This is a genomic window from Pseudomonas sp. TUM25319 (assembly GCF_056388475.1).
Genome location: NZ_CM150751.1, coordinates 6789549 through 6803740, shown reverse-complemented (window position 1 = coordinate 6803740; position 14192 = coordinate 6789549). Strand labels below are relative to the sequence as shown.

The following is a 14192-nucleotide window of genomic DNA, read 5'->3' as shown; positions in this document are numbered from 1 at the left end:
TAGACTTTGCCAGCCGATAGATCAGCCAGGAGTGATGGCCAATGGACCTCAGCGAAAAACAGAAGATGCTCACCGGCCAGTTGTACCGCGCGACCTGTCCGGTGCTGCAGGCCGAGCAGATTGCCAACAAGCACTGGATGCAGCGCTACAACGACTCGGTCGAACTGCTCAACGAACAGCGCCATGAATTGCTGCGGGGGCATTTCGCCCGGGTGGGCGCCGATGCGGTGATCCGTCCGCCGTTCTACTGCGACTATGGCTACAACATCGACCTGGGCGCCCGGGTGTTCATGAACTTCAACTGCGTGATCCTCGATGTCTGCCCGGTGAGCATCGGCGACGACTGCCAGATCGGTCCGGCCGTACAGATCTACACCGCCGACCATCCCCGCGACCCGCAACTGCGCCGCAGCGGCCTGGAAAGCGGCAAGCCGGTGAAGATCGGCAGCAATGTATGGATTGGTGGTGGGGCGATCATTTTGCCGGGCGTAACCGTGGGCGATGACGCGATCATCGGGGCCGGCAGCGTGGTGAGCCGGGATGTGCCGGCGGGGGCGACGGTGATGGGGAATCCGGCGCGGGTGAGGTAGGGAAACGCCGCTATCGCGGGGGCGATAGCGGCGTTGGGTCAGGCGGGTTTGAAGCCGGGCTTGCCGTTGGCGGCGCGCCATTGTTTGATGCGGTTTACGACGCCTTCGGGGCTGTCGTCTTCGCCTTCGGCGGGGAAGCAGATGACCCGAAAGGCATCGGGAAGCTCACTGATGGTTTCGATGTGATCAAGTACGCCGTTGATGAGTTTTTCGTAGGCTCGCCCTTGCAGTGTCGAGTCGTTCCGGAACAGCATCGTCACGAGTGCCAGAAACTCGGTTTCGGTGTAATCCTCAATGCGCGATCTCAGGTCCATTATTTTTCCCCTTTTTTATGCGAGTCGATATGAGCCCTCGGCGTCATGATGAGCAGATTGTCGATGTCATAGACTGCGCCTCCCTCGGCTACAGGATGAATATGGTGCAGTTCTAGAACTCGTCTTTTTCCTGCCAAGCCTTCTTCTGTAAAGGGTGCTCCGCCATTGCGCATTTTGTTCAGGCTGATGGCCTTGAAGTGTTTACTCAACTCAGGATCACTGGCCAGGGCTTTCCATATTTCTTCACGCATCTTGTCCCACCGGCCATACATCCGTCCCCTTAACTGGTCCGCGATCCGCGTAGGAATAGGGGCACCTGACGGCCCGTATATGGCTTCTCTCCAGCCCGATATATCCCGACCGTTTCCTGTTCCGGCCCCCGCGTAATCCCGCGGGTTCTTGAACATGATGTAGACCGGCTCAAGCCCTGAATCAGCCGGGAAGGTGATGATGTAGTCATGGAAGTCGACATCGTCACTGGCGGGCAGCGGCACCATTTCCGGCACGGTCGGCACGCTGATGAAGCCGGGATAGAGCCTGTTTGGCTGAGCCTCTGCCGGCAGCGACGTGGAGCTGTCGCCCGGCGCGGCCTCGGGCGTCCAGAGCACGGTGATCGCGCCCGGCCCTTCGCTGGTGAAGCGGTAGGCACCGCGCGCTTCGTCCCAGGTAGCGGCCCGCACGGGCACCTGGGGGGAGATGCCTTCGGCATTGGTCGGAACGATCTCGACGTGAGCGTTCTGGCCGACCAGCCCGGAGATGAGGCGCATCGGCAAGGGGAAGCTTTCGCCTGCGTGCTCCAGCACTTCCCGCCAGTCGATGTCCAGGTTCAGGTCGGTGAACGGGATGCTCAGGCCGTAGCGTTCGTCATGGCCCAGTCGCAGCGAGAACAACAGCAGCGAGGCGATCTCCACGGCGACCCTGGGCTTTCCCTTGAGAACCGGGCGTACGGCGCGCAGGGCGGCCTTGAGCGCCGGGCGGACTCCGGCGAGCGCCGCCATCGACGAGGCGTTCGGGGTAATGACCTGTGGCTGCAGCACCGCGCTGGTGGCGAGGCTGAAGGTGGCCGGACGCTGGTGCGCCTCGCTGCCCTCGAGCGCGGCGAGGCGTGCCAGTTCGCGTTGGGCGTTACCCACGGCGGTCATCGCCCGGTCGCCGCCCTCTTCGGTCAAGCGGTCGATCTCCGGCTTGGCTGCCGTGTAGGCGGCGACGGCCTGGGCACTGTGTTCCAGCCGTTGGTTGATGCGCGCCCGGGTGGCGTCGGCAAGGGGAAAGTTGAGCTCAACCTGCAAAAGCTTCTGGTCCATCCCGAGGCGCATGCTCTGGCTATTGATCTCGAAGCGGGCCGTGCGCAGGGCGTTCCTGGCTTCCAGAAGCTCGGCGATCGCCCGCCGGATGTCATCGACAGACAGCAGTGGGTCGAGTGGCAGGCCTGCTTCGGGTTCGTCGCGGGAGAACCGCGCCAGATGCTCCTCCAGCGTGTGAAGGCTGGACGCGTGCTTGTGGCGGGCCTGGTCCAGGTTGAGGAGCGCGAGTTCCACCTTGTGGATTTTCTGCTCGCGCTTTTTCTCTTGCCGGGCCGCACGTTCGCCCCATCGCTCGGCGCTTTTTCGGGAAACCTCCAAGCCCTTGCTACGGGAGACCAGGTGGTCGACAGACTTGCTCAGCAGCCTTGCCTCATAGGCCGCCTTGAAGGACGCCAGCCAGGTTTTCCTGGGGTTTTCAGGGGCGTTCGGGCTGCTGGCGATCCGCAGGTAATCGGCGACGGTCTTGCCGATCGGGTCTGTGCCATAGAACGCCAGTGCAAGGTGTCGGGCGCCAATCAGTTCGACACGCTTGCTGGCCAGCAACTGCTCGGTTGCCGTCAGCCTCGCGCCGATGGCCTCCAGCTCCGGCAAGCCCTCCAGGGGGCCTGCGGCGGTGTGGACCTGCTTGTCGAGGCTCTGCTTCAGCCCGGTATCAGCGCGGGCGTGGTCCCGTTCCACTTCCTGCTTGTCGGTTTCGTACTCGGTGACGAGATCGAGTACCAACCTGCCAGGCTGATAGTGCGAGGTGAAATAGCCTTCCTGACGCTGCATGTGAGCGAACAGACGATCGGTGCCGATGTTCGAGGCGGTGAGTTCGAGTATTCGGCTCGAATGGGTATTGAGGGTGGGCAGATTGACTGCCGTTTGTTTCGACATACAGGCTCTCCTTTGCGTGTATGTGCGAAACCTAAGGGGCGGCTTACGCCTGCAAGATGTAAATAGTTATCGTCATGATTCCGATTGTTTCACCCCGGTTCACGGCTTCCACGGGCAATAGCAGCCCACGGCCATTGTTTGCGTCACCTGCACCTTCCGTCCCTGGGTCAGCGCCTGCAGGATGGGCTCGATGAAGCTGTTGCTGGCATTGCAGGTGGCGCCCTCGCTGTAGGGGCCGAAGTAGGCGAGGTTGCCGTTCTGGTCCCAGATCGCCACGGCGGGGCTGGCCGGCAGGTGTTCGGCGCCGGGCAGGCTGGCGATCGGTTCGAGTGCGGCGAGCGGGGCGGGAAGTTGGCCATGGCTGCCGGGCCTTTGCAGCACATGGAAAGACACGCCTTGCGGGGCGTAGTGCTCGATCAGTTCGGCCAGGTGTTGCTGGTTGCCGACATTGCACGGGCAGGCCGGGTCCCAGAAGTGCACCAGGCGGATCGGGCCGGGGCCGGCGAGGTCGGCGGGCAGGCGCAGCTGGTCGCCGGCGAACAGCGCGGTCTGGTTGTCGAACGGCCTCAGGTAGCGGCTCTGGAAACTGTCGTAGGCCCACCACAGGCCAACGGCGCAGAACAGGAGGGTGACGGCGGCGAGCAGTGTTTTCCCCGACATGGGCAATACCGGCAAATAAGGGGGGCCAGCTTGCCATGCCTCCGTCGACAGATGAATATCGCAGATCAATCCTTTGTCGTCTTTCCGGAAGTCCCCCATGTCCGCGTCGTTCCAAGCCGATTCCCTGCGTGCCAGCCTGCAACCGCTGGCGGCCCGTGAGCCGTTGTCGGAACAGGGGCGGGCCTACCAGCGCTTCTATGGCCTGGACCGAGTGGGCAGTGAGACAAGCTGGCTGGGGCGTTTCGACCGCGCCGGGTTCGAGGTGGTGGCGCAGGTCTGGCTGCCGGCCGAACCCGTGGCGACGCTGGTCATGCTCCACGGTTTCTACGATCACATGGGGCTGTACCGCCATGCGATCGAGTGGGCGGTGGGGCGCGGCTTCGCGGTGATTGCCTGCGACCTGCCGGGTCATGGCCTGTCCAGCGGCGAGCGGGCCAGCATCGGTGATTTCGCGATCTACCAACAGGTGCTCGACGCGCTGTTCCAGCACGCGGCCGAGCTGGCGTTGCCACAACCCTGGCACTTGCTTGGCCAGAGCACCGGCGGCGCCATTGCGGTCGATCACCTGCTTCACCACGCGGACGACAGCCCCGTCAGCGGTGAAGTGATTCTCTTGGCGCCGCTGGTGCGGCCACGGGCCTGGGGCTGGTCGAAGTTCAGCTACTGGATGCTGCGCCCCTTCGTCGATGGCATTGCCCGACGCTTCAGTGAAAACACCAACGATCCGACCTTCCTGCCGTTCCTGCTGGCCGACCCGTTGCAGCCCAGGCGCCTGCCCACTGCCTGGGTCGGTGCCTTGCTGGCCTGGGTGCGGCGGATCGAGGCGGCGCCCCGATGCGCACGCCGGCCGTTGATCGTGCAGGGTGAGGATGACATGACGGTGGACTGGCGCTACAACCTCGAAGTGCTCAAGGCCAAGTTCGACGCGCCGCACGTCTTGATGCTGCCGCAGGCCCGGCATCATCTGGCCAATGAGTTGCCGGAGATCCGCCGGCGTTATTTCGCCTTCATCGACCAGGCCCTGGGCTGATCACTTCAGGTCCGAGCTGCTCTGGCCCACGGCGAGGCCGGCGCGGATAGCGGCCAGGGCCGCCTTGTAGTAGGTCTGGCCTTCGCTGGATTCGGCAAAGGTAGCGAATTCTTCCAGTTCGGCGTCGGACAGGTCGCGGTAGACATACAGCAGGGTGTTGTTGAGGTCTTCGCCGATCTGTTGCATCAGGCGCTGGCGCTGGCCGTCGAGCATGCCCTGGGCCTGGCCGCCGCCGAACAGGCCGGGGATCATCTGGCTGAGGCTGTCGGCGGCGACCCCGGCGATCGCCAGGCTGACTTCGGCGCCGGCTTCGCGGGCCGGCAGTGCCTGGGCCAGGTGGCCGACGATCAGCAGACGGTTGTCGCTGGCCTGCATTTTCGGCAGGCCCTTGGCATTCTTGGCCAACTGGTCACGGCGGGTGGCGAGCAGTTCGGCGGCCACGACCTTGCGGCCCAGCGGCGACTGGAAGAAATTCAGCGCAGGCGCGGGATCGGGCAGGTTGGCACGCAACTGGGCTTCAGCGCGGCGGTCCACGGCCTTGGCTTCGAAACGCTGGTTACTGTTGTCCACCAATGCCTGGAACACCGCGGGCGGCAGGCTTTTCTGGTAGCGCTGCTGGGCGGCGGCAATGGCATCGGAGAAGTGGGCGCGCTGTTCGGGCCAGCCGGCGACCTTGTACAGTTGACCGAGGGTGTCTGCCCAGACAGGCGTGGTGCAGATCATCAACAGCAGAAAAAACAAACGGCGCATTCAGGACTCCTGTCGGCAGTCCGCTATTGTCCGTGGCCTTGCGGGGCTTTGTCGAGACGCCCGTGCGGTCATGCGACCAAGTGGCCCTGTCGATTTTTCCGACGGCCCGATACTATTCGCGCCATGCACATATTCTCCGAACATCCGCACATACCGAGCATCGTCGATGACCTCGCCAGCCAGGGCTGGTCGCGCCGGGAAGGCTTCCTGCCCGAGGCCCTGACCTGCGCCCTGACCGCCGAGTGCCGCCAGCGCGCCGCCGAGGGCGAACTGGCACCTGCCTCGGTGGGGCGCGGGCAGGGCCAGGAAGTGCGCGAGGGCATTCGCGGTGACCACATTCTCTGGCTCGAACCCGGTCAGTCCGAGGCTTGCGACCAGTACCTGGCGCTGATGGACAGCCTGCGCGAAGCGCTCAACCGCGACTTCTACCTGGGTCTGGAAGATTTCGAGTGCCATTTCGCGCTTTATCCGCCAGGCACCTTCTACCGCAAGCACCTGGACCGGTTCCGCGACGATGATCGCCGGACCGTGTCGGCGATCATCTACCTCAACGAACAGTGGGCGCCGGAAGATGGCGGCCAGTTGCGCATGTTCCTCGCTGACGGCCGCGAACTGGACGCCGAACCTGTGGGCGGCAGCCTGGTGGTGTTCATGTCTGCCGACATTCCTCACGAAGTGCTCCCGGCCGGCCGCGAGCGCCTGTCGGTCACCGGCTGGTTCCGCCGTCGTGGCAACGCCCCGTTCTGATTTGCCCAAGGTGCTGGTGAGCGCCTGTCTGCTGGGCCAGCCGGTACGCTATGACGGTCGCAGCAGTGGCCATCCCGATCTGTTGCAGCTCTGGCAGCAGCAAGGCCGTGTCGTGCCGCTGTGCCCGGAAGTGGCTGGCGGTCTGCCGACGCCACGTCCGCCTGCGGAAATCCCTGGTGGGCAGGGCGGCGCGGTGCTGGATGGCGAGGCGCGGGTGGTGACCGTGCAGGGCGAGGATGTCAGCGCCGAATTTCTTGCCGGGGCGCGGCTGGCGCTGGAACTGGTGCGGCGTCACGGAATTCGCGTGGCGGTGCTCAAGTCGGGAAGTCCGTCTTGTGGCAACCGGCAGGTCTACGACGGGACATTCAGCGGCTGCAAGATCGACGGGGAAGGGGTGACGAGCGCCTTGCTGCGGCGCGAGGGGGTGCAGGTGTTCAGCGAGCTGGAACTGGAGACGGCGGCCAGGGCGTTGGGGCTGTAGGGCCGTCGCAGCCATTGTGTTGCTGCTGCCCTCATCGCTGGCAAGGCCAGCTCCCACAGGGCGCCAGGCATGCCCCTGATTTTGGAAGCTGGCCTTGAATTCAGGCTATTGCTTTGGTGCTTCGCTGGCATCCACGCCGAACCACTTTTTCGACAGCTCGCTCAGCCGTCCATCGGCCTTGACCCGCTGCAGGGCGTTGTCCAGCGCACTCTGGAATGCCGGATTGCCCTTCTGGAACGGAATCGCCAGTTTGAGTACCGGGCCGAACGTCGCGCCCTCAGCCACTGGCAATTTGCTTTCGCGGATCGCGTACGGTACCAGCAGCCGATCGCTGACGGCGCCATCGATCTGGTCGTCCGCCACTTCCTTGATCGGCTGGATGGCGTCCTGGTAGTTGCGCAGGTCGACACCCTCGACCTTCTGCGCCTGTTCGGCAAAGCTGCTGCCCTGCACCACGCCAAGACTGTGACCTTTGAACGCTTCAAGGTTGCGCAACGGGCGCTTTTCTTCCTGGCGCACGATCAGTTGCGCGCTGGTGTAACTGTAGGGCGTACTGAAATCCAGCCGCTCTTTCAATTCTGCAGTAGTGGCGATCTGATTCAACGCGATATCGTACTTGCCACTTTCGACGCCGGAGAGCAGATCAGCGGAATCGACCACCACGAAGTCGGCATTTACGTCCAGTTCCCGGGCCAGCAGTTGTCCCAGTTCAATTTCGAATCCACTCAACTGGCCGGCGGTATCGCGGAAGTTGAAAGGTGGCGTATTGGCTTCAATGGCAATTCGCAATTCATTGCGGTCGCTGACGTCATCCATCAGTTCCGCGTGCGCCCACGGGCTGAGCAGGCTGGCGGCAAATAGTGCCCCGGTAATGAAACGCATGAGAGCCCCTTTCTTGTCATTGGCAATTAAACACAGCTTGCCGCGGCTTTCTGGTAATGCCCCGGTCAAGAGCCCCTTGTGACCGCATCTTGCTCTGGATGTTTAACGGTAGTTGAAATATTTCTGCCCGATTCTTGCAACTTCATGTTTTGTCGGCAAATAAAAAAGGGAGGCCACGAGGGCCTCCCTTTTCATTGACGCAGATCGCTTAGAACAGAACGCGGGAACGGATGGTGCCCTTGACCTGTTGCAGTTTCTCTTGCGCCAGGTCCGAATACTCGGCGTCGACGTCGATAACCACGTAACCGACTTTCTCGTTGGTCTGCAGGAACTGACCGGAGATGTTGATGCCGTTTTCAGCGAAGACTTTGTTGATCTCGCTGAGCACACCCGGGATGTTTTCGTGGATGTGCAGCAGACGGTGCTTGCCAGGGTGCGCCGGCAGGGCAACTTCAGGGAAGTTGACCGACGACACCGACGTACCGTTATCGCTGTACTTGACCAGCTTCTCGGCCACTTCCAGGCCGATGTTGGCCTGGGCCTCGGCAGTCGAACCACCGATGTGCGGGGTCAGGATCACGTTGTCCAGGCCACGCAGCGGGCTTTCGAACTCTTCGTCGTTGGAGCGAGGCTCGACCGGGAAGACGTCGATGGCGGCGCCGATCAGGTGCTTGTCCTTGATCGCGGCGGCCAGGTGGTCCAGCTGGACGACGGTGCCGCGGGCGGCGTTGATCAGGATCGAGCCCTTCTTCATCGCGCGGATTTCCTTCTCGCCGATCATCCACTGGGTGGACGGCAGCTCAGGTACGTGCAGCGAGACGATGTCGGCCAGGCCGAGCAGTTCGTGCAGGCTGGTGACCTGGGTCGCGTTGCCCAGCGGCAGCTTGGTCAGCGGGTCGAAGAAGAACACCTGCATGCCCAGGCTCTCGGCCAGGACCGACAGTTGGGTGCCGATCGAGCCGTAGCCGACGATGCCCAGCTTCTTGCCGCGGATCTCGAAGGAGTTGGCCGCGCTCTTGATCCAGCCGCCACGGTGGCAGGAAGCGTTCTTCTCGGGGATACCGCGCAGCAGCAGGATGGCCTCGGCCAGCACCAGCTCGGCAACGGAGCGGGTGTTGGAGTACGGAGCGTTGAACACGGCGATGCCGCGCTCGCGGGCTGCGTCCAGGTCAACCTGGTTGGTACCGATGCAGAAACAGCCGACGGCGACCAGTTTCTTGGCGCAGTCGAAGATCTCTTCGGTCAGTTGAGTGCGGGAGCGGATGCCAATGAAGTGGGCATCGGCGATCTTTTCCTTCAGCTCGGCTTCCGGCAGGGAACCGGTGAGGTACTCGATGTTGGCGTACCCGGCGGCCTTGAGGACGTCCACGGCATTCTGGTGGACGCCTTCGAGAAGAAGGAACTTGATCTTGCTCTTATCGAGAGAAACCTTGCTCATCTGCGTAAACCTGTGTCCCGGAGAAAAAATGGCAGGGAAGTGGAGCTGGCGCAGAATCGGCGGGAAAGCACGATCAGCGGGGGGCGTATGCTAGCATACCGACGCCGCGCTCAGACCATCCCTGCCACGTGAAGTGTGCTCAGGGTGACCATGAATAGTTCGAGAGTTCCGCCGATGACCGATCCTGTTCTGCTTGCTGAACTGATGACCCTTGTCGAGCCCGGCAAGGTGCTGACCGATGCCGCTTCGCTCGAAGCCTATGGCAAGGACTGGACCAGACACTTCCCGCCAGCCCCATCGGCCATCGTGTTCCCCAAGGACATCGAGCAGGTCCAGGCCATCGTGCGCTGGGCCAACCGCCACAAGGTCGCGCTGGTGCCGTCGGGCGGCCGCACCGGGCTTTCCGCGGGCGCCGTGGCGGCCAACGGCGAAGTGGTGGTGTCCTTCGACTACATGAACCGCATCCTCGACTTCAACGCCTTCGATCGCACCGTGGTGTGCCAGCCGGGCGTGGTGACCGAGCAACTGCAGAATTTCGCCGAGGAACAGGGCCTTTATTATCCGGTGGACTTCGCGTCAGCAGGTTCCAGTCAGATTGGCGGCAATATCGGCACCAATGCCGGTGGGATCAAGGTCATTCGCTACGGCATGACCCGTAACTGGGTGGCCGGCCTGAAGGTGGTCACCGGCAAGGGCGACCTGCTGGAACTGAACAAGGACCTGATCAAGAACGCTACCGGCTACGATCTGCGCCAGCTGTTCATCGGCGCCGAGGGCACCCTGGGCTTCGTGGTCGAGGCGACCATGCGCCTGGACCGGGCACCGAAGAACCTGACGGCAATGGTCCTCGGCACGCCCGACTTCGATTCCATCATGCCGGTGCTGCACGCCTTCCAGGGCAAGCTGGATCTCACCGCCTTCGAGTTCTTTTCCGACAAAGGGCTGGCCAAGATCCTCGATCGTGGCGACGTGCCGGCACCGTTCGAGACGCCGTGCCCCTTCTACGCCCTGCTGGAGTTCGAGGCCACCACGGAGGACGTCGCCAACGATGCACTGGCGCTGTTCGAGCACTGTGTCGAGCAGGGCTGGGTGGTCGACGGCGTGATGAGCCAGAGCGAGCAGCAGTTGCGCAACCTGTGGAAGCTGCGCGAATACCTCTCCGAAACCATTTCCCACTGGACGCCGTACAAGAACGACATTTCGGTCACGGTTTCGAAAGTGCCGGCATTCCTGCGGGATATCGACGTCATCGTCAGTGAACGTTACCCGGACTTCATCGTCGTCTGGTACGGCCATATCGGTGATGGCAACCTGCACCTGAACATCCTCAAGCCCGACGACATGAGCAAGGACGAGTTCTTCGCCAAGTGCGCCACCGTCAACAAGCAGGTGTTCGAAACCGTCGAGAAGTACAACGGTTCGATCTCCGCCGAGCACGGCGTGGGCATGACCAAGCGCGATTACCTCGGTTACAGTCGTTCGTCGGCGGAAATCGAATACATGAAAGCAGTCAAGGCGGTCTTCGACCCCAACGGGATCATGAACCCGGGCAAGATCTTCGCGCCCGAGTAAGTCCGCAGCAGATTCAACCAGCGCTCCAGGAGTCGGCAATGAGCTATCAGCACCAATATGTAGACGGAACCCGTATCCACTTCCCGCTGGGCAAGGTGGTGTGCATCGGGCGCAACTATGCCGAACACGCCAAGGAACTGGATAACCCGATCCCCACCGAGCCGCTGCTGTTCATCAAGCCGGGCAGCTGCGTGGTGCCGTTCGAGGGTGGTTTCAAGATTCCGGCCGAGCGTGGCTCGGTGCACTACGAGGCTGAAATCGCCGTGCTGCTGGGCAAGTCGCTGTCGTCTCACCCTTCCGAGGAAGAAGTGCTGGATGCCATTTCCGGCTTCGCCCCGGCGCTGGACCTGACCCTGCGTGACCTGCAGGCGCAGTTGAAGGAAAAGGGCCTGCCCTGGGAGCGCGCCAAGTGCTTCGATGGCGCTTGTGTCCTGCCGCCGTTCGTTGCCGGCAGCACCTTCGAAGACCTTGCCGATATCGGCATTCGCCTGACCATCGACCGCCAGGTTCGCCAGGACGGCAACAGCGCACTGATGCTCAACCCCATCGTGCCGATGATCCAGCACATGGCGTCGCAGTTTTCCCTGCAGGCGGGTGATGTGATCCTGACAGGTACGCCGGTAGGCGTGGGCCCGCTCAATCCGGGCGACGAACTGGTACTGGAGCTGCCAGGCGCCAGTCGTTTCGAAAGCCGGGTTCTTTAACGCGGCCGGGGTGGCCGGCACAGGCCGCCCCCGTTGTTTTTCAAAGCGCTTCGTCGGGCTTTGCCGTTTTTTTCACAAAACATCCGGATAATTCCTGCTCGGCCCTACTGCCCCATCTCTCAGGCAGGCAATCAACAGGAACTCTCCGAATGGCCCTTTCTCTTCCTTCCGATGGCCCGTTGCCGTCGGTACGCAAGCGCCCGATCGCGCTGCGCTGGTCTACCTGGACGGCAATTGCCGCTGTGATCGGCTATGGCGTGGCGATCGCCATGCATTGGGACGACCGCGGCCTGCTCTGGGTACAGGAGCGCTTCCAGAGCCAGATCGAGCAGAAGGCCAGTGTCTGGTTGCCGGATTATTACGTCGATATCGATGCCAAGGTCTTGCCGGGCATGGAGAAAGATGAAGCGTCCGACCTTTCCTATGATCCACAGCGCAAGACCCTGTTTTCGGTCATGGGCAAGAATCCGTTCCTGGTGGAACTGAGCCTGGACGGCGATGTGCTGCGCAAGATTCCGCTCATCGGCTGGGCCAACCCCGAAGGTGTGGCGGTGATGGCCGACCGGCGCCTGGCCATTGCCGACGAGCGGCAGCACAACCTGACGTTCGTCACCCTCGACGATGCGACCCGCGAGCTGAACATCAAGGACTTCCCGCAGTACGACCTCGGCCCCTCGGAAAACCAGAACAAAGGCTTCGAGAGCGTCGCCTGGGATCCTGCCCAGCAACGTCTGGTGCTGGGCGAGGAACGCCCGCCGCGGCTGTTCGTCTGGCGCACCGACGGGCGTTCGGCGCTGAGCGGCGCCAAGCAGGAACTGCCCAATGACGACCTTGACCTGCGCAACCTCTCTGCCCTGGGCATCGATCCGAGGACCGGGCACATGCTGGCGTTGTCGGCTGACTCCAACCTGTTGCTGGAGCTGGACGAGCACGGCGAGCAGGTCAGCTTCATGACGCTGCTCGGCGGTTTCAATGGTCTCGATAAACGCATCCCGCGGGCCGAAGGCGTGGCGATGGACGAGCACGGCACGCTGTATATGGTCAGTGAGCCAAACCTGTTCTATCGCTTCAAGAAGGACTGAACTGAAGATTTTACCGATAGTGGCATTAAGCTTCACTTCAGTTGGCTATGGTTAGATTCGCGCCGTTCCGTTTCTTGCCGAGTCCCGCCGAATGCGCCGCTACCTTCGACTTCCCCTGATTGCCGCTGTCGTTGCCTTGCTGGGCCTGTTGCTGCTGGGGGTGGCGGGCCAGCACTACCGTCTCTTCGAACGCGGCTGGTTCAACCTCAAGACCTGGTGGCAGCCGGCCGAGCAGAGCATCGGCCTGGATCGCTACCGCGTGGTGATCGAAGCGCGGCCCATCGACGGGCTGGATGAAGACATTTCGGCGCTGACCTTCGATCCGGACCGTAACAGCCTCTTCACAGTCACCAACAAGAATCCCGAGTTGATCGAGCTGTCGCTCGAAGGCCGTATCCTGCGCCGTGTCCCGCTGACCGGCTTTGGTGACCCCGAGGCGGTGGAGTACGTGGGGCGTGACAGCTACGTCATTACCGACGAGCGGGAACAGCGGCTGATCCGTGTGCGCCTGACCGGCGATACGCCCTTCCTCGATGCCAAGGACGCCGAGCAGCTCACGCTGGGTATCGGCCTCAACGGCAACAAAGGATTCGAAGGACTGGCCTACGACCAGCAAGGCAAGCGCCTGTTCGTGGCCAAGGAGCGCGACCCGATGCTGATCTACGAGGTCCACGGTTTCCCCCATGACAACCCCGAACAGCCTTATGCCGTGCATGTGGTGCAGGACAGCAAGCGCGATTCGAAGCTGTTCGTGCGGGATTTGTCGAGCCTGCAGTTCGATGAGCGCAGCGGGCATCTGCTGGCGCTGTCGGATGAATCGCAACTGGTGCTGGAACTGGATGTGAAGGGTCGGCCGTTGGCCAGCCTGTCGTTGCGCAAGGGTTTCCAGGGCTTGAGCCAGAGCGTACCCCAGGCGGAAGGCATCGCGATGGACGATGCGGGAGCGTTGTATCTGGTGAGCGAGCCGAATCTGTTCTATGTGTTCAAGAAACCGGCAGATTGACAGCCGGGGCCTGCGTTGCAGGCCCCGGGTCGATCGTCAGACCTTGAGGGTCTTCACGCCTTCAGCGGTGCCCAGCAACAGCAGATCCGCCGGGCGCGCCGCGAACAGGCCGTTGGTGACCACGCCAACGATGGCGTTGATCTGTGCTTCCAGCTCCACCGGGTTGGTGATCTGCAGGTTGTGCACGTCGATGATGATGTTGCCGTTGTCGGTCACCACGCCTTCGCGGTAGACCGGGTCGCCGCCCAGTTTCACCAGTTGGCGCGCCACATGGCTGCGGGCCATGGGGATGACTTCCACCGGCAGCGGGAAATTGCCCAGTACCGGCACCAGCTTGCTGGCGTCAGCGATGCAGATGAAGGTCTTGGCCACGGCCGCGACGATCTTCTCGCGGGTCAGGGCTGCGCCGCCGCCCTTGATCAGGTTCAGGTGCTCGTCGCTTTCGTCGGCGCCATCGACGTAGAACTCCAGTTCGCTGACGGTGTTCAGTTCATAGACCGGAATACCGTGGCCTTTCAGGCGCGCGGCGGTGGCTTCGGAGCTGGCGACGGCGCCGTCGAAGGCGGTCTTGTGCTTGGCCAGGGCGTCGATGAAGCAGTTGGCGGTCGAGCCGGTGCCGACGCCGACGATGCTCTTGTCGTCCAGCTTGGGCAGAATGAAATCGACAGCGGCCTGGGCAACGGCCTGTTTGAGTTGGTCCTGGGTCATGCGGGCTCCGAAGCGGGGGAGTATCGTGAAGCCGGGCATTATAGCGGCTAA

General features: G+C 62.6%; 15 protein-coding genes. 8 read left to right on the top strand and 7 right to left on the bottom strand.

What is annotated here, in order from left to right:
* Positions 1–41 precede the first annotated feature (41 nt).
* A complete protein-coding gene (locus tag AC05QJ_RS30855; protein WP_476744938.1) occupies positions 42–590 on the top strand; it encodes a sugar O-acetyltransferase in 549 nt (182 codons plus the stop codon).
* 38 nt (positions 591–628) lie between these two features.
* Here the strand turns inward: AC05QJ_RS30855 and AC05QJ_RS30850 are convergent, their stop codons facing one another.
* From AC05QJ_RS30850 to AC05QJ_RS30840, 3 genes are all read right to left on the bottom strand, one after another.
* Complete coding sequence (locus tag AC05QJ_RS30850; protein WP_476744937.1) at positions 629–904, bottom strand: bacteriocin immunity protein; 276 nt, start codon at positions 902–904, stop codon at positions 629–631.
* Entirely contained in the window at positions 904–3084 is a 2181-nt protein-coding gene (locus AC05QJ_RS30845; protein ID WP_476744936.1) for an S-type pyocin domain-containing protein, read from the bottom strand. The genes AC05QJ_RS30850 and AC05QJ_RS30845 overlap by 1 nt, the downstream gene beginning before the upstream one ends.
* 99 nt (positions 3085–3183) lie before the next feature.
* On the bottom strand, positions 3184–3744 hold the full coding sequence (locus AC05QJ_RS30840) for a DUF6436 domain-containing protein (protein WP_476744935.1): 561 nt from the start codon (positions 3742–3744) through the stop codon (positions 3184–3186).
* 97 nt (positions 3745–3841) lie between these two features.
* Between AC05QJ_RS30840 and bipL the strand changes: the two genes are divergently transcribed.
* On the top strand, positions 3842–4774 hold the full coding sequence (bipL, locus tag AC05QJ_RS30835) for a phospholipase BipL (RefSeq protein WP_476744934.1): 933 nt from the start codon (positions 3842–3844) through the stop codon (positions 4772–4774).
* Here the strand turns inward: bipL and AC05QJ_RS30830 are convergent, their stop codons facing one another.
* The gene (locus AC05QJ_RS30830) at positions 4775–5524 is read right to left on the bottom strand and encodes a hypothetical protein (RefSeq protein WP_476744933.1); all 750 of its coding nucleotides are present in this window, start codon (positions 5522–5524) and stop codon (positions 4775–4777) included. It lies immediately after the preceding gene.
* 114 nt (positions 5525–5638) lie between these two features.
* Here AC05QJ_RS30830 and AC05QJ_RS30825 point away from each other — a divergent pair, with 114 nt between their 5' ends.
* Together AC05QJ_RS30825 and AC05QJ_RS30820 are read left to right on the top strand one after the other, a co-directional pair.
* Positions 5639–6271: a 2OG-Fe(II) oxygenase gene (locus AC05QJ_RS30825; protein ID WP_476748043.1), complete on the top strand. Its 633-nt coding sequence runs from the start codon at positions 5639–5641 to the stop codon at positions 6269–6271.
* Positions 6252–6752, top strand: coding sequence for a 2-thiouracil desulfurase family protein (locus AC05QJ_RS30820; RefSeq protein ID WP_476744932.1), 501 nt, complete (start codon positions 6252–6254; stop codon positions 6750–6752). Before AC05QJ_RS30825 ends, AC05QJ_RS30820 begins: the two co-directional genes overlap by 20 nt.
* Positions 6753–6857: 105 nt before the next feature.
* Here AC05QJ_RS30820 and AC05QJ_RS30815 read toward each other — a convergent pair whose 3' ends face one another.
* Both AC05QJ_RS30815 and serA read right to left on the bottom strand, forming a co-directional pair.
* Entirely contained in the window at positions 6858–7634 is a 777-nt protein-coding gene (locus tag AC05QJ_RS30815; protein ID WP_476744931.1) for a transporter substrate-binding domain-containing protein, read from the bottom strand.
* Positions 7635–7842: 208 nt separating this feature from the next.
* Positions 7843–9072 carry a phosphoglycerate dehydrogenase gene (serA, locus tag AC05QJ_RS30810; protein WP_476744930.1) on the bottom strand — a complete coding sequence of 410 codons (1230 nt, stop codon included), beginning with the start codon at positions 9070–9072 and terminating at the stop codon, positions 7843–7845.
* 174 nt (positions 9073–9246) lie between these two features.
* Here serA and AC05QJ_RS30805 point away from each other — a divergent pair, with 174 nt between their 5' ends.
* From AC05QJ_RS30805 to AC05QJ_RS30790, 4 genes are all read left to right on the top strand, one after another.
* Positions 9247–10644 (top strand): FAD-binding oxidoreductase, encoded by a 1398-nt coding sequence (locus AC05QJ_RS30805; RefSeq protein WP_476744929.1) that lies wholly within the window; start codon positions 9247–9249, stop codon positions 10642–10644.
* 38 nt (positions 10645–10682) lie between these two features.
* Complete coding sequence (locus AC05QJ_RS30800; RefSeq protein WP_476744928.1) at positions 10683–11348, top strand: fumarylacetoacetate hydrolase family protein; 666 nt, start codon at positions 10683–10685, stop codon at positions 11346–11348.
* 149 nt (positions 11349–11497) lie between these two features.
* The gene (locus tag AC05QJ_RS30795; RefSeq protein ID WP_476744927.1) at positions 11498–12430 is read left to right on the top strand and encodes an SdiA-regulated domain-containing protein; all 933 of its coding nucleotides are present in this window, start codon (positions 11498–11500) and stop codon (positions 12428–12430) included.
* A gap of 91 nt (positions 12431–12521) precedes the next feature.
* Entirely contained in the window at positions 12522–13433 is a 912-nt protein-coding gene (locus AC05QJ_RS30790) for an SdiA-regulated domain-containing protein (protein ID WP_476744926.1), read from the top strand.
* A 36-nt stretch (positions 13434–13469) separates the two neighbouring features.
* Here AC05QJ_RS30790 and rpiA read toward each other — a convergent pair whose 3' ends face one another.
* On the bottom strand, positions 13470–14141 hold the full coding sequence (gene rpiA, locus AC05QJ_RS30785) for a ribose-5-phosphate isomerase RpiA (RefSeq protein ID WP_476744925.1): 672 nt from the start codon (positions 14139–14141) through the stop codon (positions 13470–13472).
* Positions 14142–14192: the final 51 nt, after the last annotated feature.